Origin of the sequence: Paenirhodobacter sp. (genome assembly GCF_050177655.1) — a bacterium.
Classification (GTDB): domain Bacteria; phylum Pseudomonadota; class Alphaproteobacteria; order Rhodobacterales; family Rhodobacteraceae; genus Rhodobacter.
The window spans coordinates 41,644-62,714 of the sequence record NZ_JBFXGV010000015.1 but is presented as its reverse complement, the minus strand read 5'-3'; the positions used below and the strand labels follow the sequence as shown (position 1 = coordinate 62,714).

The 21,071-nt window shown below is 70.2% G+C and carries 19 protein-coding genes; 12 read left to right on the top strand and 7 right to left on the bottom strand.

The features are described 5' to 3' along the window. The 6 genes from AB7U46_RS07960 to AB7U46_RS07935 form a co-directional block, all read left to right on the top strand. The coding region (locus AB7U46_RS07960) for an SWIM zinc finger family protein (protein WP_428336421.1) at positions 1-1,450 on the top strand (1,450 nt) is incomplete at its 5' end. Next, positions 1,443-2,819, top strand: coding sequence for a DUF5691 domain-containing protein (locus AB7U46_RS07955; RefSeq protein ID WP_428336420.1), 1,377 nt, complete (start codon positions 1,443-1,445; stop codon positions 2,817-2,819). The genes AB7U46_RS07960 and AB7U46_RS07955, both read left to right, overlap by 8 nt. Positions 2,820-2,828: 9 nt before the next feature. Then, positions 2,829-3,905: an ATP-binding protein gene (locus tag AB7U46_RS07950; RefSeq protein ID WP_428336419.1), complete on the top strand. Its 1,077-nt coding sequence runs from the start codon at positions 2,829-2,831 to the stop codon at positions 3,903-3,905. 11 nt (positions 3,906-3,916) lie between these two features. After that, the gene (locus tag AB7U46_RS07945; RefSeq protein ID WP_428336418.1) at positions 3,917-6,220 is read left to right on the top strand and encodes a DUF5682 family protein; all 2,304 of its coding nucleotides are present in this window, start codon (positions 3,917-3,919) and stop codon (positions 6,218-6,220) included. Continuing rightward, on the top strand, positions 6,210-7,400 hold the full coding sequence (locus tag AB7U46_RS07940) for a VWA domain-containing protein (RefSeq protein ID WP_428336417.1): 1,191 nt from the start codon (positions 6,210-6,212) through the stop codon (positions 7,398-7,400). Before AB7U46_RS07945 ends, AB7U46_RS07940 begins: the two co-directional genes overlap by 11 nt. A 129-nt stretch (positions 7,401-7,529) precedes the next feature. Next, positions 7,530-8,270 carry a hypothetical protein gene (locus tag AB7U46_RS07935; RefSeq protein WP_428336416.1) on the top strand — a complete coding sequence of 247 codons (741 nt, stop codon included), beginning with the start codon at positions 7,530-7,532 and terminating at the stop codon, positions 8,268-8,270. Between the two features lie 9 nt (positions 8,271-8,279). Here AB7U46_RS07935 and AB7U46_RS07930 read toward each other — a convergent pair whose 3' ends face one another. From AB7U46_RS07930 to speB, 4 genes are all read right to left on the bottom strand, one after another. Beyond that, positions 8,280-9,893, bottom strand: a complete 1,614-nt coding sequence (locus AB7U46_RS07930; protein WP_428336415.1) for an FMN-binding glutamate synthase family protein — start codon at positions 9,891-9,893, stop codon at positions 8,280-8,282. Between the two features lie 179 nt (positions 9,894-10,072). Further along, a complete protein-coding gene (locus AB7U46_RS07925) occupies positions 10,073-11,107 on the bottom strand; it encodes a DUF475 domain-containing protein (protein WP_428336414.1) in 1,035 nt (344 codons plus the stop codon). A 164-nt stretch (positions 11,108-11,271) separates the two neighbouring features. Continuing rightward, the gene (locus tag AB7U46_RS07920; protein WP_428336413.1) at positions 11,272-11,718 is read right to left on the bottom strand and encodes a DUF1499 domain-containing protein; all 447 of its coding nucleotides are present in this window, start codon (positions 11,716-11,718) and stop codon (positions 11,272-11,274) included. Beyond that, on the bottom strand, positions 11,715-12,683 hold the full coding sequence (gene speB / locus AB7U46_RS07915) for an agmatinase (RefSeq protein WP_428336412.1): 969 nt from the start codon (positions 12,681-12,683) through the stop codon (positions 11,715-11,717). The genes AB7U46_RS07920 and speB overlap by 4 nt, the downstream gene beginning before the upstream one ends. Positions 12,684-12,906: 223 nt before the next feature. On the opposite strand from speB, the gene AB7U46_RS07910 reads away from it, so the two are divergent. Then, entirely contained in the window at positions 12,907-13,956 is a 1,050-nt protein-coding gene (locus AB7U46_RS07910; RefSeq protein WP_428336411.1) for a cytochrome-c peroxidase, read from the top strand. Positions 13,957-14,083: 127 nt separating this feature from the next. On the opposite strand, the gene AB7U46_RS07905 is transcribed toward AB7U46_RS07910, so the two are convergent. Further along, entirely contained in the window at positions 14,084-15,103 is a 1,020-nt protein-coding gene (locus AB7U46_RS07905; RefSeq protein ID WP_428336410.1) for an SLAC1 anion channel family protein, read from the bottom strand. 163 nt (positions 15,104-15,266) lie between these two features. Here AB7U46_RS07905 and AB7U46_RS07900 point away from each other — a divergent pair, with 163 nt between their 5' ends. From AB7U46_RS07900 to AB7U46_RS07890, 3 genes are all read left to right on the top strand, one after another. Then, positions 15,267-15,779 carry an RrF2 family transcriptional regulator gene (locus tag AB7U46_RS07900; RefSeq protein WP_428336409.1) on the top strand — a complete coding sequence of 171 codons (513 nt, stop codon included), beginning with the start codon at positions 15,267-15,269 and terminating at the stop codon, positions 15,777-15,779. Positions 15,780-15,990: 211 nt separating this feature from the next. Beyond that, positions 15,991-16,140, top strand: a complete 150-nt coding sequence (locus tag AB7U46_RS07895) for a hypothetical protein (RefSeq protein ID WP_428336408.1) — start codon at positions 15,991-15,993, stop codon at positions 16,138-16,140. 105 nt (positions 16,141-16,245) lie between these two features. Continuing rightward, complete coding sequence (locus AB7U46_RS07890; RefSeq protein ID WP_428336407.1) at positions 16,246-16,593, top strand: TfoX/Sxy family DNA transformation protein; 348 nt, start codon at positions 16,246-16,248, stop codon at positions 16,591-16,593. 20 nt (positions 16,594-16,613) lie between these two features. On the opposite strand, the gene ndk is transcribed toward AB7U46_RS07890, so the two are convergent. Continuing rightward, the gene (gene ndk / locus AB7U46_RS07885; RefSeq protein ID WP_428336406.1) at positions 16,614-17,036 is read right to left on the bottom strand and encodes a nucleoside-diphosphate kinase; all 423 of its coding nucleotides are present in this window, start codon (positions 17,034-17,036) and stop codon (positions 16,614-16,616) included. 244 nt (positions 17,037-17,280) lie between these two features. Here ndk and AB7U46_RS07880 point away from each other — a divergent pair, with 244 nt between their 5' ends. After that, positions 17,281-19,134, top strand: a complete 1,854-nt coding sequence (locus AB7U46_RS07880) for an ABC-F family ATP-binding cassette domain-containing protein (protein ID WP_428336405.1) — start codon at positions 17,281-17,283, stop codon at positions 19,132-19,134. Here the strand turns inward: AB7U46_RS07880 and AB7U46_RS07875 are convergent, their stop codons facing one another. Further along, the gene (locus AB7U46_RS07875; RefSeq protein ID WP_428336404.1) at positions 19,135-19,920 is read right to left on the bottom strand and encodes a hypothetical protein; all 786 of its coding nucleotides are present in this window, start codon (positions 19,918-19,920) and stop codon (positions 19,135-19,137) included. A gap of 154 nt (positions 19,921-20,074) precedes the next feature. On the opposite strand from AB7U46_RS07875, the gene AB7U46_RS07870 reads away from it, so the two are divergent. Further along, positions 20,075-21,010, top strand: a complete 936-nt coding sequence (locus AB7U46_RS07870; RefSeq protein WP_428336403.1) for a nucleoside hydrolase — start codon at positions 20,075-20,077, stop codon at positions 21,008-21,010. Positions 21,011-21,071: the final 61 nt, after the last annotated feature.

Genomic DNA, 21,071 nt, shown 5'->3' with positions numbered 1-21,071 from the left:
CAGCGATCCTGTTTGCTGGCCCCATTCGAAGCAGGCGCAGTACGATTTCACGATGACGATCACCACCGAGACGATTGCCGCGCTCGCGCCCGATCAGGCCTCGCTCGCCGCTGCGAGCAAGCTCACCAAACCCGGAAAATGGCCGCTGCGCGCGCAGGATGCGGAAAGCGGCCTCGTCTGGGGTGAGTGTCAGGGCTCGGGCGCGAACCCCTATCGCACCGTCTTCGAGCTTGTCGATCACGGCTACAAATGCAGCTGCCCGTCGCGGAAATTCCCCTGCAAACATGTGCTTGCGCTGATGTGGATGCGCGCGGAGGAGCCCGCCGCCTTCACCGCGGCGCCCCTGCCCGACTGGGTCGAGGACTGGCGCGGCCGCAAGCGCAAGGGCGGCGCGGCGACCACCGAGACCCCGCCCGCCGCGGCCGGCAAGAGCCTTGCCGCCGCCCGCGCCGCCGCCGAGGCCCCGCCCGCAGCAGCGCCCGATCCGGCGGCCGAGCGGCGCGCCCAGGCCGCCGCGGAAAAGCGCGCGGGCGAGACCCGGGCGGCGCTTCTTGGCGCGATGGCCGATCTCGAGACCTGGATCGCCGACCAGCTGCGCGGCGGGCTCGGCGGGCTTCTGGGCGAGCCGGCGCGCTGCCGGGCGATCGCGGCGCGGATGGTCGACGGCAAGGCGCAGACGCTCGCCGGCCGGCTCGACGAGCTGCCCGCGACGCTCCTGGCGCTCTCCGGCGAGGACCGGCTCGACGCGCTGATCGCGGAACTCGGGCGGCTGGTGATCCTCGCCCGCGCCTTCCGCGCCACGCCCGACGATCCCGCGCTGCGCCGCGCCGTGGTCAGCGCCGAGCCGCGCGAGGCGCTGCTCGCCGATCCGGCCGCGCCGCGCGTCACCGCGCTCTGGCAGGTCGCGGGCGAGCGGATCCGCACCCGCCGCGACGGGCTGGTGAGCCAGGCGAGCTGGCTGATGAACCTCACCCCCGCGCCCGGCGCGCCGCGCTTCGCGCAGCTGCTCGACTTCTTCCCGGCAAGCGCGGGCCGGCGCGGCAGCGCCTTCGCCCCGGGCGAGCGGTTCGAGGCCGAGCTGGCCTTCTACCCCGGCCCCGTCCCCCTGCGCGCGGTGATCGTCGCGCGCAATGCCGCGCCGCCGCCGCTGCAGACCGACTGGCCCGAGGCGCCCGCCGAGCCGCTTCTGGCCGCCGCCGAGCTCTTCGCCGCGGCGCCCTGGGAACCGGTGGCGCCGCTCCTGCTGCCGCCCGGGCGGGTGATGCTTTGCGCGCAGGGCCGGCCCTGGTGGGGCGATGCGCAGGGCGCGCTCGTGCTGCCGCTCGCGCAGCGCCCGGCCGAGCCGCTCCTCGGCATCGCGCTCGAGCGCGCCGCGGCGCTTTGGGACGGGGTGCGGCTCTCGCTCCTGTCGGCGCCGACCGGCTGGGGACTGGCGGTGGCGGATGGCTGAGATCCTCGCGCAGCTCGCGGAAATCAAGGCGCGCTGGATGACCGGCACGCCCGCCGCCCCCGCCTGCCCCGAGGCCTGGCGTGCGGCGCTGGGCGAGGCGCCCGAGCTCGCGCTGCTCGCGCTCGCCGGCGCCTTCGGCCAGGTCGCCACCCGCCCCGCGCCCCCCGCCGCGGTGGCGCCGCGCGCGCTTTTGCCCGCGCTCGCGCTGCCCGCGCTGCCCGAGGCGCTGCGCCCCGATCTGCGCCGGATCCTCGCCGCGAAACCGGTGCCGGCGGAGCGGATCGTCGCGCTGATCGCGGCGCGCGGCCATGTCGTCTCGCCGCTCGACTGGATGCCGGAGGCCGGTGCCACCGGCCTGCCCGAGGTCTACGCGCCCTGGCTCGACTGGCTCGCCGAGCGCCCCGCGCCGAGCGCCGGCGAACCCAGCGCCGAGACCTGGGAAGAGTTCTCGCCGCAGGCGCGCATCGCCCATGTCGAGGCGCTGCGCCGGCGCGATCCGGAGGCCGGGCGCGCGCTGATCGCCGCCGTCGCCCCGGGTCTCGCCGCCGAGCCGCGGGCGCGGCTGATCGGCCTTCTCGCGACCGGGCTTTGCGCGGCGGACCTGCCCTTCCTCGCCACGTTGAAAGCAGACCGCTCGGCCAAGGTGCAATCCCTCGCGCAGGGCCTGCGCGCGCGGCTCGGCGAGACTGAGACCGATGCCGAGGCGCGCGCCGAGCTGGCCGCTTTCTTCGAGCTGACGAAGGTCGGGCTGCTCTCCCGCAGGCACCTGCTGCGGGCGCGCCCGCTGAAGACTGCCGCGCAGCGCCGCCGCCGCGCGGAGCTGGCCGAGCAGATCGCGCTGGCGCCCCTGGCCGAGGGGCTCGGGCTGAGCGCTGCGGCGCTGATCGCGGCCTGGGATTTCGGCGATGGCAGCCCCGAGATCACCGCGATCGTCGCGCGCAGCGGCAGCGATGCCGAGGTCGAGGCCTTGCTCGAGCGGCTGCTCGCCGCGCCCGAGGCCAAGGCCGATCCGAGCGCGCTGATCGCGCGCCTCGGCCCCGGCCCGCGCGCGGCGCTGGCGCCACGCCTTGCGCAGCGCGACGGTTCGGGCTTTGGCCTGACCGCGGCGATGCTCGCGCCGCTGCCCGGCACGCTCGATTTCGACACGATCCGCCGCGCGCCCGCCTTCGCCACGCTGCTCGCCACCTTCCAGGCCGAGGTCGGCGGCGCCACTCCCGCGACCGCGGTCAGCGCCGCGCAGGGCCTCGCGCATCTTGGCCTGATCGCCGATCGCGCCGCCGCCCACGCCCTGATCGACCAGTTCACCCGCGCCGGGCTTGGCCTTGCCGACCCGCGCCTTGCCCTGCTCCGGCTCAACGCCGCGCTCTGAGGAGAGAGAATGACCGAGAAGCTCCGCCTGCCCGCCGAGGAGACCTATCGCGCCGAGCTCGACGCGCTGATCGCCGCCGACAGCGGCCCGAAACCCGCCGGCTGGGCGCTTTCGCCGCGCGCGGCGGTCACCTATCTGATGGGCGGGCGCGCCGGCGAAACCGAGATCAGCGCGAAATACCTCGGCAACCGGCGGCTGATCGAGACCGCGATCGCCACCCTCGCCACCGATCGCGCGCTCTTGCTGCTCGGCGTGCCCGGGACGGCGAAATCCTGGGTCTCCGAGCATCTCGCCGCCGCGGTCTCGGGCGATTCCACCCGCGTGATCCAATGCACCGCCGGCACCGACGAGACCCAGCTGCGCTATTCCTGGAACTATGCGCAACTGCTCGCCAAGGGGCCGAGCCGCGACGCGCTGGTGCCGACGCCGCTCTTCCGCGCGATGGAGGAGGGCCGGATCTGCCGCCTCGAGGAGCTGACCCGGATGGGGTCGGACGTGCAGGACACGCTGATCACCGTGCTTTCGGAAAAGATGCTGCCGATCCCCGAGCTGAACGACGCCGTCTATGCCACGCGCGGCTTCAACGTGATCGCCACCGCGAATGACCGCGACCGCGGCGTGAACGAGCTTTCCGCCGCGCTCAAGCGCCGCTTCAACGTCGTCGTTCTGCCGCTGCCCGACGATATCGACGAGGAGATCGCGATCGTCGCGAAACGGGTGGGCGAGATGGCCGGATCGCTCGATCTGCCGGCGCCGAAGAACGTCACCGAGGAGGTCACGCGCGTCGTCTCGATCTTCCGCGAGCTGCGCGCCGGGCAGACGCTCGACGGCAAGACCACGCTGAAATCGCCCTCGGGCACGCTTTCGACCGCCGAGGCGATCGCGGTGATGGTCGGCGGGCTGAGCCAGGCCGCCTTTTTCGGCGATGGCGCGCTGTCGGCCGAGGCGCTCGCCCCCACGGTGATCGGCGCGATCGTGAAGGATCCGGTGCAGGACAGGGCGATCCTCGAGGATTACCTCGAGACCGTGCTGAAGGGCCGGCGCGCCTATGCCGATTACTACGGCGCGATGACCGAGCTGCTCTGAGACGGCGCCCGATGTCCGCAGCGATCCAGTATTTCGGCATCCGCCACCATGGCCCCGGCTCGGCGCGCCGCCTTCTCGCGGCGCTCGAGGCGCTTGCGCCGGCGGTGGTGCTGATCGAGGGGCCGGCGGATCTGAGCGATCAGCTGCCGCGGCTTGCCGATCCGGCGATGGTGCCGCCGGTGGCGCTTCTGGCCTATCCGAAGGAGCGCCCGGAGGCGGCGGTGTTCTGGCCCTTCGCGGTGTTCTCGCCGGAGTATCAGGCGCTGTGCTGGGCGGTGGCGCGCGGCGTGCCGGCGCAGTTCATCGACCTGCCCGCGGGCTGGCGCAGCGCGGCGGAGGTGGCCGCGGAAGCGGAGGCCGAGGCAGAGGAACCGGAGGCCGAAACCGGGGAACCGGAGGCAGAGGCCGCGGCGGACCCCACCGCCCCGCCTGCCCCCGACCCGATCGCCCGCGATCCGATCGGCGCGCTCGCCCGGGCGGCGGGCTATGAGGATGGCGAAAGCTGGTGGCGCGACGTGATCGAGGAGAACCCCGATCCCGGCCCGATCTTCGCCGCCGTGGCCGAGGCGATGCGCGCCCTGCGCGAGGGCGAACCCGATCTGCCTCCGCGCGAGGCCGCGCGCGAGGCGCATATGCGGCTTGCCATCGCCGAGGCCGCAAAGGCGGCGCAGGGGCCGGTCGCCGTGATCTGCGGCGCCTGGCACGTGCCCGCGCTGCAGGCGCGCCACACGGCAAAGGACGACCGCGCGCTGCTGAAAGGTGCGACCAGGGCGAAGGTCACCGCGACCTGGGCGCCCTGGACCGCGCCGCGCCTCGCCTTTGCCTCGGGCTATGGCGCGGGGGTGGCGGCGCCGGGCTGGAACCGGCATCTCTGGGAGGAGCCGGGCGCGCGCCAGGCCACGGTCTGGATCGCGCGGATCGCCCGCGCGCTGCGCGCCGAGGGGCAGATCGTCTCCACCGCCGCGCTGATCGAGACCGAGCGCCTCGCCACCGCGCTCGCCGCGCTGCGCGGCCGGCCGCGCCCGGGTTTCGAGGAGCTGCGCGAGGCGGTGATCGCCACGCTCTGCCACGGCGAGGCGCTGCGCTGGCGGATCGTCGAGGCGCGGCTGCTTCTGGGCGACGAGGTCGGCGAGATCCCCGCCGATGTGCCCGCGGCGCCGCTGCTCGAGGATCTGCAACGCCAGCAGAAGGCGGCGCAGCTGAAGCCCGAGGCGCTCGAGCGCGAGCTTTCGCTCGATCTGCGCAGCGCCGCGGGGCTTTTCCGCTCGACGCTTTTGCACCGGCTCACCGCGCTCGAGGTGCCCTGGGGCCGGCTCACCGATGCCGGCCGCAGCCGCGGCACCTTCCGCGAGCGCTGGCTCCTGCGCTGGGAGCCGGAATTCGCCGTCGCCCTGGTCGAGAACCTCGTCCACGGCACCACGATCGAGGCCGCCGCCGCGGCGCGGATCGGCGCGCGGATGCAGGCGGCGGAGGGGCTGGGCGCGCTTGCCGATCTGGTTTTCGTGGCGCTGACCGCGCAGCTGCCCGCCGCCGCCGCGACCGGCATCGCGCGGCTGGCCGCGCGCGCCGGGCAAAGCACGGACACGCGCGAGCTCGTGTCCGCGCTGCCGGGCCTTGCCGAGGTGATCCGCTACGGCAAGGCGCGCGCGACCGATGCCGGCCAGCTCGCCGATCTCTTCCGCCAGATCGGCACCCGCGCCGCGCTCGGGCTGCATTACGCCGCGCGCCAGCTCGACGCCGAGGCCGCGCGCGCGATGCGCGAGGCGCTGCGCGCGGGCGACCGGGCGATCCGCCTCGTCGAGCCCGAGATCGGCCCCGAGGGTGACACCGCGCTCAGCGAAAGCTGGACCGGCGGGCTGCGCCGGATCGTCGCCGATGCGCAATCGACGCGGCTTCTGACCGGTGCGGCGGCGCGGCTTCTTTACGAGGCCGGGGCGATGGGCGCGGAGGAGGCGGTGACGCTGCTGGGCCGGATGCTCTCGCCCGGGACGGCGCCGGCCGAGGCGGCGGGCTTCTTCGAGGGGTTCTTCGAGGGCTCGGGCCCGCGGCTTTTGCACGACGCGGGGCTGCGCGCCGAGGTCGACGCCTGGATCGCCGGGCTCGATCCGGAGACCTTCGTCGAATATCTGCCGCTCCTGCGCCGGGTGTTTTCCGATCTCGACCGCAGCGAGCGCAAGCGGCTCCTCGACGCGCTGCTCGGCCGCGCGCAAGCGCAGGGCGGGCGCGTCGCGATCGCCGGGGCCGAGCCGCTCTGGGCCGCACATCTTGCCACGCTCGGGGCGCTTTTCAACGCGGAGGGCAGCGATGGGCGATGACGCAAAAGACGAACGCGCGCGGCGCTGGCGTCTCGCGCTTGGCGGCGAGGACGAGGCGCTTGGCGGCGACGACCGGCGGCTTTCGGCGGCGCTTTCGGCGCTTTACGAGGGCCCGCCCGAACCCGGCGAGACGCGCCCGGGCCGTGGCGGGCTCGGGCGCTCGGCCCCCGCGGTCGCGCGCTGGATGGGCGACATCCGCGAGTTTTTCCCCGCCCCGGTGGTGCAGGTCGTGCAGAAGGACGCCTTCGAACGGCTCGGCCTGCGGCAGATGCTGATGGAGCCGGAATTCCTCGAGATCGTCGAGGCCGATGTCGATCTCGTCGCTACCCTCGTCGCGATGCGCGGGGTGATCCCGGAAAAGACGAAGGCGACCGCGCGCGCGGTGATCGCCCGGGTCGTCGCCGCGCTGATGGAGCGGCTCGAACGGCGCACCGCCGAGGCGCTGCGCGGCGCGATCGACCGCGGGCGGCGCACCTCGCGCCCGCGCCCCGCCGATATCGACTGGCCGCGCACGATCCGGCGCAACCTGCACACATGGCAGGAAAGCCACCGCACCGTGATCCCTGAGCGGCTCGTCGGGTTTCAGCGCCGCGCCCGGCGCGCGACCGACCTCGACGAGGTCGTGCTCTGCGTCGACCAGTCCGGCTCGATGGCGCAATCGGTGATCTACGCCTCGATCTTCTCGGCGGTGATGGCCTCGCTGCCGGTGGTGCGCACGAAGCTCGTGTGCTTCGACACCGCGGTGCTCGACCTGACCGAGGCGCTGCAGGATCCGGTCGAGGTGCTCTTCGGCGTGCAGCTCGGCGGCGGCACCGACATCAACCAGGCGGTGGCCTATTGCGAGGCGCGGATCGAGCGGCCGACGAAGGCGCATCTGGTGCTGATCACCGACCTCTTCGAGGGCGGCAATGCCGAGGAGCTGGTCGCGCGGCTGCGCCGGCTGACCGGGACCGGGGTGAATGTGATCGTGCTGCTCGCGCTTTCCGATGCCGGCAAGCCGTTTTACGACGCGCGGCTTGCGGCGGAGATCGCGGCGCTCGGCGCGCCGGTCTTCGCCTGCACGCCCGACCAGTTCCCCGATCTGATGGCCGCCGCGCTGCGCCGCGAGGACATCGCCGCCTGGGCCGCGAAGGCCGATATCAAGCTGATCACGCCCGAGGACGACCCGCGCCGCGGCTGATCTTCATCTTGCGCAAAATACCTCCGGGGGTCGGGGGGCAGGCAGCCCCCCGCGATCGGCCCGGGCGCGCGCCTTCGCCGTGGCGCGGGCGGCGGCGGCCCGCTATGCTCGGGCGAAAAGGGGGCGGCGGTGACATTCGAACGGATCTGGGAGGCCCCGCCCTTTCACGTCGATTTCCTCGACGGCGCGGGGGAGGATCTGGTGATCGCCTGCGCCTCGATCGGCCATGACCCGGCGCGCCCGCCCGCGCCCGAATTCGTCGCCACCGCGGTGGGCCGGGGCGGCGGCGCCCCGCCGCGCCGCGCGCTTTTCGTCAGCGACGCGGGCCGCAGCTGGGGCAACGATCCGGGCTTCGAGGCGGCACTGAGGGGCGCGCTCGCCGCGGTGACGGCGCGCGCGCCGGTGCGGCGGATCGCGGCGATCGGCCTCTCGATGGGGGGCTTTGCCGCGCTCGTCGCCGCGCGGATCCTGCCGGTCGATTGCGTGCTCGCCTTCTCGCCGCAATTCTCGGTGCTGCCCGCGCGGGTGCCCGAGGAGACCCGCTGGGCACGCTGGCGCGCCGCTCTGCCCGCCGAGATCCGCTGGCCCGAGGCGCCGCTGCCGCGCCCCGGCGGCGCGCAGGCCTGGCTGTTCCACGGCGCGCAAGACGACCTCGCGCAGGCGCTGCGCTTTCCGCGCCAGGCGGGAACCCAGCAGATCCTGTTTCCCGATCTCGACCATTCCGGCCTCGTGCCGCATCTGAAGGCGCGCGGCGCGCTTGCGGGGCTGCTCGAGGCGGCGCTCGCCGGCGACCGGCGGCGGCTTTTGCGCATTGCCGCCTCGGCCGGGGGGAAGCGGCGCGAGCGGCTTTACCCCGATCCGGCGCGGTGAGCGCGCGGCTCAGACGCCGTTGTCGAAGGGCTCGAAAGCCTCCGCCCGCGCGCGGCGCCAGCGCTTGAGATAGCCGAAGCGGTCGTCGTCCTCGCGCAGCAGGAAGCCCTCGGGCATATAGGGGAAGACCTCGTCGCCGACGACCATCTGGCGGTCCTTCTCGCGCATCAGGAAGTGATGCGGCAGGAAGCCGCCGGGGTGGTCGAGCCCCGCCGCCCCGGTCATTTCCGCAAGCGCCTTCAAGGTGTTGCGGTGGAAGTTGGCGACGCGCTGCGCCTTGTCTGGCACCACGAGCGCGCGGGAGCGCGCCTTGTCCTGCGTCGCCACGCCCACCGGGCAGCGGTTGGTGTGGCAGGCCTGCGCCTGGATGCAGCCGATCGCGAACATGAAGCCGCGCGCCGAATTCGCCCAGTCGGCGCCAAGCGCCAGCGCCTTGGCGATGTCGAAGGCGGTGACGAGCTTACCCGACGCGCCGATCCGGATGCGCTCGCGCAGCCCGGCGCCGCGCAGCGTGTTGTGGGCGAAGGTCAGCCCCTCGACGAGCGGCATGCCCATGTGATTGGCGAATTCGAGCGGTGCGGCCCCGGTGCCGCCCTCCTTGCCGTCGACCACGATGAAATCGGGGGTGATGCCGGTTTCCAGCATCGCCTTGACGATGCACATGAATTCGCGCCGATGCCCGATGCAGAGCTTGAAGCCGACCGGCTTGCCGCCCGAGAGCTCGCGCAACTGCGCGATGAAGCCCATCATCTCGAGCGGCGTCGAAAAGGCCGAATGCGAGGCGGGCGAGATGCAGTCGACGCCCATCGGCACGTCGCGCGCCTCGGCGATCTCGGGCGAGATCTTGGCCGCGGGCAGCATGCCGCCATGGCCGGGTTTCGCGCCCTGGCTCAGCTTGATCTCGATCATCTTCACCTGCGGGTCGGCAGCGGTCGCGGCGAATTTCTCGGGATTGAAGGAGCCGTCGTGATTGCGGCAGCCGAAATAGCCCGAGCCCACCTCGAAGATCAGATCGCCCCCGCCCACACGGTGATAGCGCGAAATCCCGCCCTCGCCGGTGTCATGGGCGAAACCGCCCGCCTTCGCGCCGCGGTTGAGCGCCTCGATTGCGTTCGCGGAGAGCGCGCCGAAGCTCATCGCCGAGATATTGTAGATCGAGGCCTCGTAGGGCTGCGTGCAGTCGGGCCCGCCGATGGTGACGCGGAAATCGTGGTTGGTGATGTGGCGCGGCCGGATCGAATGGGTGAGCCACTGATAGCCCGAGTCATAGACCTGCATGCGCGTGCCGAAGGGGCGTGCATCCTCGACGTTCTTCGCGCGCTGATAGACGATCGAGCGTTCGTCGCGGGAGAACGGCTCCTCGTCCTGATCGCTTTCGATCAGGTACTGCCGGATCTCGGGGCGGATCCCCTCGAAGAGGAAGCGCAGATGGCCAAGTACGGGGTAATTGCGCAGGATCGAATGGCGCGTCTGCGCGAGATCGGAGATCCCGAGGACGGTGAGCGCGCCGAAGGCGAGCACGCCGAGCCAGGCCCAGGGGGTGGCGAAAACCGCACCGAGCGAGACGAGGGCAAGCAGCGCCGCGCTCCCCAGGGCAGCATAGCGCGTGTAGCGAATCTTCATCGGTTCCTCCCGTTTCCGGCCCGGCCGGGGGCGCCCTGCCCCTCTGACTGCGGCGAGATTAGCAGCCAGATTGGCACTGTCCACCCGGCGAAACGGCAGCGGGTGCGGGTCGGAAAACCCGGTCAAAACGCCGGGAGTGGCGTTTCAGTCCGTTGATTTCACAGGGGTTTCCTGCCCCCTCAGGCCATGTGCAGCCGCCGGAAGCGCAGCGAAGAGAGGAGCGCCAGACCGATGAATCCGGCACCGATCAGCCCCGTGGCCCATTCCGGCACCGGCATCAGCGTCTGCAGGAACATCACCCCCGAGAGGATCAGGATCGACCAGAAGGCGCCATGTTCGAGATAGCGGAATTCGGAGAGCGTCTGGCGCTCGACCAGCATCAGCGTCATCGACCGGACATAGAGCGCGCCGATGCCAAGCCCGATCGCGATCAGGAACAGGTTCTGCGTCATCGCGAAGGCGCCGATCACCCCGTCGAAGCTGAAGGAGGCGTCGAGCACCTCGAGATAGAGGAAGGCGCCGACGCCGCCGCGCGCCATCCCCTCGGCGAGGTCGGCGCGGTCGAGCAGCTGGCCCAGAACCTCGACGCCGAGGAAGGTCAGCAGCCCGCAGACCGCGGCGAAAAGGAACATGTTCTCCTCCCGCGCGGGCAGGAGCCAGACGAAGAGCATCACCACGACCAGCAGCACGCCGATCTCGAGCCCCTTGATCGAGGCACAGGCGCGCATCCGCCGCTCGACCGAGGCGATCCAGTCGACCTCCTTGCCGTCGTTCACGAAATAGCTCAGCGCCACCATCATCAGGAAAGACCCGCCGAAGGCCGCGATCGCGAGATGCGCCTCGCCGACGATGCGTGCGTATTCATGCGGGCGCGTCGCGGCAAGGCGCAGCGCCTCGACCGGGCCGACGCCGGCGGCGATCACCACGACGAGGAGCGGAAACACCAGGCGCATGCCGAAGACCGCGATCACGATGCCCCAGGTCAGGAAGCGGTGCTGCCAGAGCGGCGTCATCTCCTTGAGCTTGTTGGCGTTCACGATCGCATTGTCGAAGGAGAGCGAGATTTCCAGCACCGCGAGCACCGCGGCGACGAAGAGGAAGGAAAGCGCGCCGCCCGGCCCGCCCTGATAGGCCCAGCCGAGCCCGAAGGCGATCAGCAGCCCGATCACGGTCAGAACGAAGGCCCCCTTGAAATAGTGCAAGGCAATCCGCATGAACGCGCCGCTCCCGTTCTGACCCGCCCGACCGGGCCGCCGGCAGGGCCGTCACGGCCGTGCCAGCTTCGCACATAGGAAGCGCCGGAAGGGTCGACAAGAGGGCCGCGAAAACTGCACCTTTCCGTGCCCTGCAGGCCACGGCCCGGGGGCCTGCGCCCCGCTCAGCCCGCCGGGCCGAGGCCGCTCAGCTCGAGCCAGTGGCGCAGCCGCGCCGCGTTCACGCCAAGATCGGAGCGGCCGTAGACGAGATGGCCGCGGATATGCAGCCGGTCGCCCTCGATCCAGAGATTGGTGATGTCGGGAAAGCCCCAGAGCGCGGAGCGGGTGACATAGGTGACGAGCCCCTCTTCCGGCGCGCCTTCGAGGCAGCTGGTGCGCGGGGTGGCGCGGATGATGCGGTCGAGCTCAGCCAGCCGCGCCTGCGGATCGGGCACCTGGCGCACCGCCTCGAAGCCGCCCGCCTCGGGCCAGTCGCCCACCGCCTGCGCAGTGGCGGGGATCCGGTGCCAGCGGTCGGCGCGGATCGGGGCGAGGCGCACCCAGGCGTCGGCGACGGCGATCAGGATCACCACCGCGAGGAGCACCCCGAGGGCGAGGCGCAGGGTCATCGCGCCGCCCGCCGGGTCCAGCCGTAAAGCGCGATCAGCTCGCTTGCGACATGGGCGCCCGCGATCGCGGTGGCGCCGGTGGTGTCATAGGGCGGCGAGACCTCGACCACGTCGCCGCCGACGAGGTTGATGCCGGCAAGCCCGCGCAGGATCGCCGCCGCCTGCCAAGAGGCCAAGCCCCCCCAGACCGGCGTGCCGGTGCCCGGCGCGAAAGCCGGATCGAGGCAGTCGATGTCGAAGGTGACATAGCAGGGCCGATCGCCCACCACCGCCTTGATCCGCGCGACGGTTTCGGCCACGCCCGCCTGATGCACGAAGGGCGCGTCGAGGATATTCACCCCGCAGGTGTCAGGGTTGTCGGTGCGGATGCCCACGGACACCGTGGTCTCGGGCCGCACCACGCCCTGTTTGAGCGCCTTGTACAGGAAGGTGCCGTGGTCGATGCGGGAGAAATCGTCATCCGCCCAGGTGTCGGAATGCGCGTCGAACTGAATCAGCGCGACCGGGCCGTGATGGGCCGCATAGGCGCGCAGGATCGGCAGCGTGATGAAGTGATCGCCGCCGAGCGTGATCGTCCCCGCCCCGGCCTCGAGGATCTTCGCGATATGCTCCTGCACGCGGGCGGGCACGTCGGGCGTATAGGCGTAATCGAAGGCGACATCGCCATAATCGACGACGGCCATCTCGGACAGCGGATCATAGCCCCAGCCATAGGGCGCGTCGAAGGCCTGCAGCGTCGAGGCCTCGCGGATCGCGCGCGGCCCGAAGCGGGTGCCGGGGCGATGGGTGACGGCCTGATCGAAGGGCACGCCGGTCACCGCCAGATCGACGCCGGTCAGATCCTTCGTGTAGCGGCGGCGCAGGAAGCTCACCGCCCCCGCGAAGGCGTTCTCATAGGCGAGGCCGCGCAGGTTTTCCCGCGTGAAGGCCATGTCGATCTCGTTCTTCGCGTCTTCCAGCGCCATGCGGCCCCCCTCTCGTCCGGCGCCCTTGATGGACCTCCCTCCGCGAGGCGTCAAGCAGCGGCGTTCCCCCGCCCCGCCCGGCCTCCGCCCGGGCCGGCCCGCCAACCGCTTCGGCCCCGCCGCGTCGGTCTGTCACATCTGGAATTATTCCAATTTTGATCTGGATCAAATTCTCACGAACCTGTGAGCTTAGAATTATTCCATCTTCACAATGGAGGAAGTCATGAGACGCACGCTCGCCACGGCCCTGGTCTGCACCAGCGCCCTTTCCCTGCCGGCCTTCGCCGACGACGCCGCCCTGCGCGCGGCCGCGAAGGAAAACTTCGAGCCGATCCCGATGCAGGCGCCGCAGCTGGGCGACAGCAACGTGATGACCCGCGACAAGATCGACCTCGGCGCGATGCTGTTCTTCGATCCGCGGATGTCGAAATCGGGCGTGTTCTCCTGCCAGACCTGCCACAACGTCGGGCTTGCCGGCGTCGACGGGCTGGAAACCTCGATCGGCCACGGCTGGCAGAAAGGGCCGCGCAACGCGCCCACGATGCTCAACGCCGTGTTCAACATCGCGCAATTCTGGGATGGCCGCGCCCCCGACCTCGCCGAACAGGCGAAGGGCCCGGTGCAGGCCGGCGTCGAGATGAACAACACCCCCGACAATGTCGTCGCCACGCTGAAGTCGATGCCCGGCTATGTCGATGCCTTCGCCGCCGCCTTCCCCGGCGCGAACGACCCGATCAGCTTCGACAATTTCGCCCTCGCGATCGAGGCCTTCGAGGCGACGCTGATCACCCCCAACTCGAAATTCGACCAGTTCCTGATGGGCAATGACGGCGCGATGAACGCCGATGAAAAGGCGGGGCTGCAGCTCTTCATCGACACTGGCTGCGCGGCCTGCCACAGCGGCATCAACGTCGGCGGCAACGGCTACTACCCGTTCGGCGTGGTCGAGACCCCCGGCGCCGAGATCCTGCCCGAGGGCGACACCGGCCGCTTCAAGGTCACCGAGACCGCGGGCGAGGAATATGTCTTCCGCGCCGCGCCGCTGCGCAATATCGCGCTCACCGCGCCCTATTTCCACTCCGGCAAGGTCTGGGATCTGAAGCAGGCGGTCTCGATCATGGCGAAATCGCAGCTCGGCGCCGATCTGGACGAGACCCAGATCGACCAGATGGTCGCCTTCCTGAACACGCTTTCGGGCGAGCAGCCGCATGTCGAGCATCCGATCCTGCCGGTGCGCACCGATGCGACGCCGAAGCCGGCACCGATGAACTGATCCGCTCCGGACCCGAAGAAAAGGGCGCGAGGGTCTCCCCCCGCGCCCTTCGTGTTTTTCCTGGCGAAATACTCCGGGGGGCCGGGGCACAGCCCCGGTGGGGGCAGCGCCCCCTCCCCGGTTCCCCTCATTCCGGCTGGCAGATCTCGCCGCGCAGGATCCCCGCCGCGGTGCGCAGCACCAGCCCGAGGATCAGCACGGTCAGCACCGCGAGCAGCGCGGTCGCCAGCCGCAGATGAGTGTCACTCCCCGCAAGCTCGGCATAGAGGAAGGAGGCGATGGTGAGCGCCGCGACCGGGAAGCTCAGCGCCCAGAAGGACATCGCGAAGGGCAGCCGCAGGATCCGCGGCAGCTGCACCGCCATCAGCGCGGCGAAGACATAGCCGAGCGAAAGCAGGATATGGCCGAACGGGTCGACCGCCCCCGGCCCGATGCCCGCCAGACGAACCCAGGCGATGAAGGCGACGGCGGGCGGCGCGATCATGATCACCAGCGTCGGCTGCAGCCGCCCGGGCAGCGGATCGTGGAACACCAGCCGGTTGAACACCAGCGTGAGCAGCACCACCCAGAAGATCAGCCCGGCGGAGAAGAAGAGCCAGGAGATCTCGGCGAAGCCAAGCTGCGCCCCCGCCACCGGTACGATCACATTGCCCACCGCCGGGATGAACCAGGCCGGGTTCAGATGGCCGTGCTGAAAGCTGCGGGTGCCGATCCAGCCCGAGATCACCGCCAGCGTCAGCACGCCCTGCAAGGCGGTGCCCAGGCTCCAGAGCGCGAGCGCCACCGGCCGCGACAGGCTCATCGCGACGATCGCGAGCAGCAGCATCGAGACGGACACCGTCGGGAAGAAGGCAAGCCGCACCGGATGATGCCATTCCGCGACGACGGCGCGCCAGTGCAGCGCCGCCTTGGCGAGGTAAAAAAGCGAGATCAGCGCGAAGGCCAGGACGGTCAGCGCGAACATCACCTGATAGGGCGCGGCACCGAAGCCGAGCGGCCCGCCCGCGGCGCGCAGCGCAAGCGTGTAACCGCCAAGCCCCATCGACGTCGCGAAGAAGGTGATCGGGAAATGGGTCAGGCGGCCGTGCGATGCGGTTTCGGGGGCGGTTTCGGGGGCGGGCGCCGGTGTCTGGGCGGATGCGCTCATCTCTCTCTCCTTCGGGCCGGGCCCGGATATATTCTGCATTCGCAATGTATAAATGCCCCGGCGGAAATCCGCGCGGCGAAAATGATGCATTTGGCATATCTGATCTGGGTCAAATCGTCCCATTCGGAATTCGACTATGCAGACGCGAACGAAGGATACCCACATGCGTCTGACCACCCGCACCAATCTCGCCATGCGCACGCTGATGTTCTGCGCAGTCAACCCCGGACGGATCGTGCGCAAGCACGAGATCGCCGAGGCCTGCAACGCCTCCGAGAACCATCTCGCGCAGGTGATGAACACGCTCGCGCAGCGCGGCTTCATCGAGACCCAGCGCGGCCGTTCGGGCGGGCTGCGGCTGGCGCGGCCGATGGACAAGATCGGCGTCGGCGAGGTGCTGCGCGCCTTCGAGGCCACCCTGCCCTTCGCCGAATGTTTCGACCTCGAGGCGAACACCTGCCCGCTGCACGACGCCTGCATGTTCCGCGTCGCGCTGATCGAGGCGCTCGAGGCCTTCTATGCCTCGATGGACCGGCGCACGCTCGCCGATCTGATCGAGGACAATGCCGCGCTCGAACATCTGCTGAAGATGCCCACGGCCGAAGCGGCGCCGCTATGCACCAGCGCGCGCCATGCCGCCCCCGCGACGCCCCCGGCCGGAGAGCTCAATCTCTGAGCGCCGATCGGGCGAAACGCTGACGCTCCGGACCCGCGAAAATCCCGGTATGCCGTCGTATGCCGTCACATCTGCGTGACAGTTTCGCCCCTGCTTCACAACGCCTTTACCCTCTATTGACCGGTTCCGTGGTTGAAGTTAGCTGCGCCATGAAGTCGCCGTTTTCAACGCGCCTCATAACGAGGCAAGGCGATCAGGGAAGAGGCAAAAAATGCAGAACTCGCAACAGATGGGCGTGTCGCACTCCGCCGCGCAGCAGGGCGCCTCGCAGGCCGCCCCGGTGCAGCGCCAGGGCCAGCAGAGCGAGAAGCCCGTGCAGCAGCAGGGCAGCGCCACGATCACCGACTGGGCCTCGATCTGAGCCTGACCGCCTGAGCCCGGCCGCCCGGTCGGCCCTGGCCTCGGCACCCTTGCACCGGATGCGGGCGCGCGCGACACTCGCGCCCGACGCTCCGGAAAGGCGACGATGCCCAGACCGATCACCGAGATACCCGGCATCGGGCCGGCCACTGCGGAGGGCTTTGCCCGCGCCGGGCTGACCGATGCCGACAGGCTGCGCGAGATCGGCGCCGACGCCGCCTATGCGGCCTGGATCCGCGCCGGCAACCCTCCCCATTTCATCGGATATTATGCGCTCGTGATGGCGCTGCAGGGGCGTCCGTGGAACGACTGCCGCGGCGCGGAAAAGGACGCGCTGCGCGCGAAATTCGACGCGCTCAAGGCCGCGGCGCAGGGCGGGAGCGGCGGAAACGAAAAGAGCCGCCTCGCGATCGAGGCGGCTCTGGATCTGATCGGCGTCGGGCTGCGGCGCTAGGCCGCGCCCCTCGCGGCGGTTCAGCCGACGAGTTCGAGACCCGAGAAGAAGAAGGCGATCTCGACCGCGGCGGTTTCCGGCGCGTCGGAGCCATGCACCGAGTTCTCGCCCATCGAGAGCGCGAATTCCTTGCGGATGGTGCCGTCGGCGGCGTTCGCCGGGTTGGTGGCGCCCATCACTTCGCGGTTCTTCGCGATCGCGCCTTCGCCTTCCAGCACCTGCACGACGACCGGCTCGGACGCCATGAATTCGCACAGCTCGCCGTAGAAGGGGCGTTCCTTGTGCACTTCGTAGAATTTGCCGGCCTGATCCATGGTCAGCTTGATGCGCTTCTGCGCGACGATGCGCAGCCCGGCTTCCTCGAACTTGGCGTTGATCTTGCCGGTGAGGTTGCGACGGGTGGCGTCGGGTTTGATGATCGAGAGCGTACGTTCGATGGCCATTTGGAAAAGCCCTTCTGATGAGGACCGGTCTGATCGCCCGGTCAGGATTTGGTCTGGCGCCTGCTAGCATGGGGAATCGGTGTTGGAAACCCCCGCTTTTGGTCAGTTCTGGCCCGGTTTGTACGACAATCGTGCAAAAACCGTTCACGTTCCGACGAGGCCCTCCGCCGTCTCGCCGCAGTGCAGCTTTGGCGCAACGCAGCGGGACGTTGACGCGGGGCGCGCGCGCTGGCAGGAGGGGGCCATGCTGCGCATCGACAACATCACCTACGCAATCGAGGGTCGCCCGCTGTTCGAGGGCGCCTCCGCCACCGTGCCCGAGGGGCACAAGGTCGGCCTCGTCGGCGCGAACGGCGCGGGCAAGACCACGCTCTTCCGCCTGATCCGCGGCGAGATCGCGCTGGAATCGGGCGAGATCTCGCTGCCCGCGCGCGCCCGCATCGGCGGCGTCGCGCAGGAGGTGCCCTCCTCCGCGACCAGCCTGATCGACACCGTTCTGGCCGCCGATACCGAACGCGCCGAGCTGATGGCGGAGGCCACGACCGCCACCGATCCGCATCGCATCGCCGAGATCCAGACCCGGCTGGCCGATATCGACGCCTGGTCGGCGGAGGCGCGGGCCTCCGCGATCCTGCGCGGCCTTGGGTTTGACAGCGAGGCGCAACGGCGGCCTTGCAGTGACTTCTCGGGCGGCTGGCGGATGCGCGTGGCGCTCGCCGGCGTGCTGTTTTCCCAGCCCGACCTGCTGCTCCTCGACGAGCCGACGAACTACCTCGACCTCGAGGGCGCGCTCTGGCTCGAGCAATATCTCGCGCGCTATCCGCATACCGTCATCATCATCAGCCACGACCGCGACCTGCTCAATCGCGCGGTGACCTCGATCCTGCATCTGGAGGGGCGCAAGCTCACGCTCTGGCACGGGCCCTACGACCAGTTCGCCCGCCAGCGCGCCGCCGCGCATGCCCAGCAGGCCGCCGAGGCGAAGAAGCAGGAGGCGCGGCGCGCCCATCTGCAAAGCTTCGTCGACCGCTTCAAGGCGAAGGCGACGAAGGCCGCGCAGGCGCAGGCGCGGGTGAAAATGCTCGAGAAGATGGTGCCGATCACCGCCCCCGAGGAGGCGGCGAAACAGATCTTCACCTTCCCGGTGCCCGAACAGCTGAGCCCGCCGATCATCACCATGGAGGGCGCGGCGGTCGGCTATGGTGACAGGCCGATCCTGAAGCGGCTGAGCCTGCGCATCGACCAGGATGACCGGATCGCGCTCCTTGGCCGCAACGGCGAGGGAAAATCGACGCTTTCCAAGCTGTTGGCGGGCAAACTTGAGGTGATGGAGGGGCGCATCACGCGCTCCTCGAAGCTGCGCATCGGCTATTTCGCGCAGCATCAGGTCGATGAGCTCGACCTCGGCGCGACGCCGCTTTTGCACCTGCAGCGTCTGCGCCCGGAGGAGCATCAGTCGAAGCTGCGCGCGCGGCTTGCGGGCTTCGGCCTCGGCGCGGATCAGGCGGAAACCGTGGTCGGCAAGCTTTCGGGCGGGCAGAAGGCGCGGCTGTCGCTGCTGCTCGCCACGCTCGACGCGCCGCATCTCTTGATCCTCGACGAACCGACCAACCACCTCGACATCGAGAGCCGCGAGGCGCTGGTCGAGGCGCTGACCGCCTATTCCGGCGCCGTCGTGCTGGTCAGCCATGACATGCATCTGCTCAGCCTCGTCGCCGACCGGCTCTGGCTGGTGAAAGGCGGCGCGGTGGCGCCCTATGGCGGCGATCTCGAAAGCTATCGCGCCGAGCTGCTTGCCGGCGATCCGGCCGAAAAGCCTGCGGCAAAGCCGAAGGACCGGCCCGCGAAACCCGCGCGCGAGGCGATTCTCGCGCTCCGCGCCGAGGCGCGTAAGGCCGAGGATCGTGTGAACAAGCTCTCGGAAATGCTTGTGAAGCTTGACGAAAAGCTGGCCGACCCCGGGCTTTACGAAGCCGCGCGGGCGGCCGAGCGCGACAAGTGGCTGCTCAAGCACGCCGAGGCGCGCGAGGCGATGGCGCGGGCCGAGGAGCTTTGGCTCGCGGCGCTCGAAGCGCTGGAGATGGCCGAGGCCGGCTGATCACTCCGCGGCGATCGCGAAGCGCTCCGGTGCGGATTCGGCCAGTCCGATCCGCACCCCCGGCATCGCCGCGAGCGTCGCGAGATCGCGCTGGAAGCGGCGGCGCAGCAGCGCCCCCTCGAGCGGCGCGAAGGCGGCGATCGGCGCGGGCTGCGGCTGGCGCGCGTGGAAGGCGGTGAGGCGGGCGACCTGCTGCGGCGAGATCTCGACGCCGCTGCGGTAGAGCCGCTGCAGCATGGCAAGCGCGGTGTCGGGCATCTCGCGGCCCTGCCCCGGGCGGGCCTCGATCGCGGCGCCGGGCACGAGCGCCGTAAGCACCTCCGCCACCCCGGTCGGCGCCGGCAGAATCACCACTTCGCGCGGGGAAAGCGCCGCGATCAGCTCGCGCACGATCTCGACCCAGCCGCGGCGCAACGCGGCAAGCTCCGGCGCGAGCGTGGCGAAATCCTCGACCGCGCGGCGCTGCGCCTGATGCCGCCAGAGCGCAGGGAAATAGTCGTCATAGGCCACGACCGGCAGCACGAGACGGCCGACGGGCGTTGAGAGATTACTTGAGAAATGCCGCGCACGCCTTTGAATATGCGTGAAAAACCCGGAAAGTCCGGCGATCGGCTTGGCGAAGATCGTCTCGTCGACATGGACCCCGCCGGACGCGATCGGGCCAAGGACCGGCGCGCCATAGCCCGCCTGCGCCAAGAGCCCACGCCCCTGCGCAAGAGACCGCGCCACATTGGCGCCAAGCCCGCCGCTCGCCGGAATCGCTGCGAAGATGTGATGCTCGCCCATGCCTGCCCGCTCCGTCGGCTGTGCCGATCGTTCTCGTTTACCTTTTCGAAACTAGGCGGCGAATGTGGCGAAGTTTTGACCGGTGCGGCGGGGATCGCGGTTCTGGACAAGGCGGCGGCGCTGCGACACCTTGGCGCCAGCAAAGGAGACCCCGATGGCGCGCAAGATCATCATCGACACCGACCCCGGGCAGGACGACGCGGTCGCGATCCTGCTGGCCCTCGCCAGCCCCGAGCTGGAGGTGATGGGGATCACCTGCGTCGCGGGCAATGTGCCGCTGGAGAAGACCGCGCGCAATGCGCGGGTGATCTGCGAGCTGGCCGGGCGCAGCGAGGTCAGGGTCTTTGCCGGCTGTGACCGGCCACTGATCCGCCCGCTGGTGACCGCGGAATATGTGCATGGCAAGACCGGGCTCGACGGCATCGCGCTGCCCGATCCGGCGATGGAACTGCAGCCGGGCCATGCCGTCGATTTCATCATCGAGACGCTGCGCGCCGAGCCCGCGGGCACCGTCACGCTTTGCCCGCTCGGGCCGCTGACGAATATCGCGACGGCCTTCACCCGCGCGCCCGACATCGTCGCGAAAGTGCAGCAGATCGTGCTGATGGGCGGGGCCTATTTTGAGGTGGGCAACACCACGCCCGCGGCCGAATTCAACATTTACGTCGATCCGCAAGCCGCTGAAATCGTGTTCAGATCCGGCGTCGATCTGGTGGTGATGCCGCTTGACGTGACGCATAAGGTGCTCACCACCCGCGCCCGGATCGAGGGGTTCCGCGCGCTCGGCACCCCGGTCGGCGCGGCGGTGGCGAGCTGGACCGATTTCTTCGAGCGCTTCGACATGGCGAAATACGGCTCCGACGGCGCGCCGCTGCACGACCCCTGCGTGATCGCCTTTCTGATCCGGCCCGAGCTGTTCGAGGGCCGCCGCGTCAATGTCGAGATCGAGACCCAGTCGGAGCTGACGATGGGCATGACCGTGGCCGATTGGTGGGGGGTGACCGATCGCACGCCGAATGCGCTTTTCATGAACGGCGTCGATGCGGCGGGGTTCTATGCGCTGCTGACCGAGCGGCTGGGCCGGTTGTGAGGGAAGAATGAGTATTTGGACCAAGAAGAAGCCAATGTCTTTCTTCTTGGCAAAAATACTC

What these genes read in the sequence shown, in the direction of transcription:
- AB7U46_RS07925 (WP_428336414.1), bottom strand. Translation starts at nt 11,107, where the DNA reads ATGCGGATTGCCTTGCACTATTTCAAGGGGGCCTTCGTTCTGACCGTG.
- speB (WP_428336412.1), bottom strand. Translation starts at nt 12,683, where the DNA reads ATGGCGCTGGAAGACGCGAAGAACGAGATCGACATGGCCTTCACGCGG.
- AB7U46_RS07880 (WP_428336405.1), top strand. Translation starts at nt 17,281, where the DNA reads ATGCTGCGCATCGACAACATCACCTACGCAATCGAGGGTCGCCCGCTG.
- AB7U46_RS07950 (WP_428336419.1), top strand. Translation starts at nt 2,829, where the DNA reads ATGACCGAGAAGCTCCGCCTGCCCGCCGAGGAGACCTATCGCGCCGAG.
- AB7U46_RS07940 (WP_428336417.1), top strand. Translation starts at nt 6,210, where the DNA reads ATGGGCGATGACGCAAAAGACGAACGCGCGCGGCGCTGGCGTCTCGCG.
- AB7U46_RS07910 (WP_428336411.1), top strand. Translation starts at nt 12,907, where the DNA reads ATGAGACGCACGCTCGCCACGGCCCTGGTCTGCACCAGCGCCCTTTCC.
- ndk (WP_428336406.1), bottom strand. Translation starts at nt 17,036, where the DNA reads ATGGCCATCGAACGTACGCTCTCGATCATCAAACCCGACGCCACCCGT.
- AB7U46_RS07875 (WP_428336404.1), bottom strand. Translation starts at nt 19,920, where the DNA reads ATGGGCGAGCATCACATCTTCGCAGCGATTCCGGCGAGCGGCGGGCTT.
- AB7U46_RS07895 (WP_428336408.1), top strand. Translation starts at nt 15,991, where the DNA reads ATGCAGAACTCGCAACAGATGGGCGTGTCGCACTCCGCCGCGCAGCAG.
- AB7U46_RS07945 (WP_428336418.1), top strand. Translation starts at nt 3,917, where the DNA reads ATGTCCGCAGCGATCCAGTATTTCGGCATCCGCCACCATGGCCCCGGC.
- AB7U46_RS07890 (WP_428336407.1), top strand. Translation starts at nt 16,246, where the DNA reads ATGCCCAGACCGATCACCGAGATACCCGGCATCGGGCCGGCCACTGCG.
- AB7U46_RS07930 (WP_428336415.1), bottom strand. Translation starts at nt 9,893, where the DNA reads ATGAAGATTCGCTACACGCGCTATGCTGCCCTGGGGAGCGCGGCGCTG.
- AB7U46_RS07905 (WP_428336410.1), bottom strand. Translation starts at nt 15,103, where the DNA reads ATGAGCGCATCCGCCCAGACACCGGCGCCCGCCCCCGAAACCGCCCCC.
- AB7U46_RS07870 (WP_428336403.1), top strand. Translation starts at nt 20,075, where the DNA reads ATGGCGCGCAAGATCATCATCGACACCGACCCCGGGCAGGACGACGCG.
- AB7U46_RS07900 (WP_428336409.1), top strand. Translation starts at nt 15,267, where the DNA reads ATGCGTCTGACCACCCGCACCAATCTCGCCATGCGCACGCTGATGTTC.
- AB7U46_RS07920 (WP_428336413.1), bottom strand. Translation starts at nt 11,718, where the DNA reads ATGACCCTGCGCCTCGCCCTCGGGGTGCTCCTCGCGGTGGTGATCCTG.
- AB7U46_RS07955 (WP_428336420.1), top strand. Translation starts at nt 1,443, where the DNA reads ATGGCTGAGATCCTCGCGCAGCTCGCGGAAATCAAGGCGCGCTGGATG.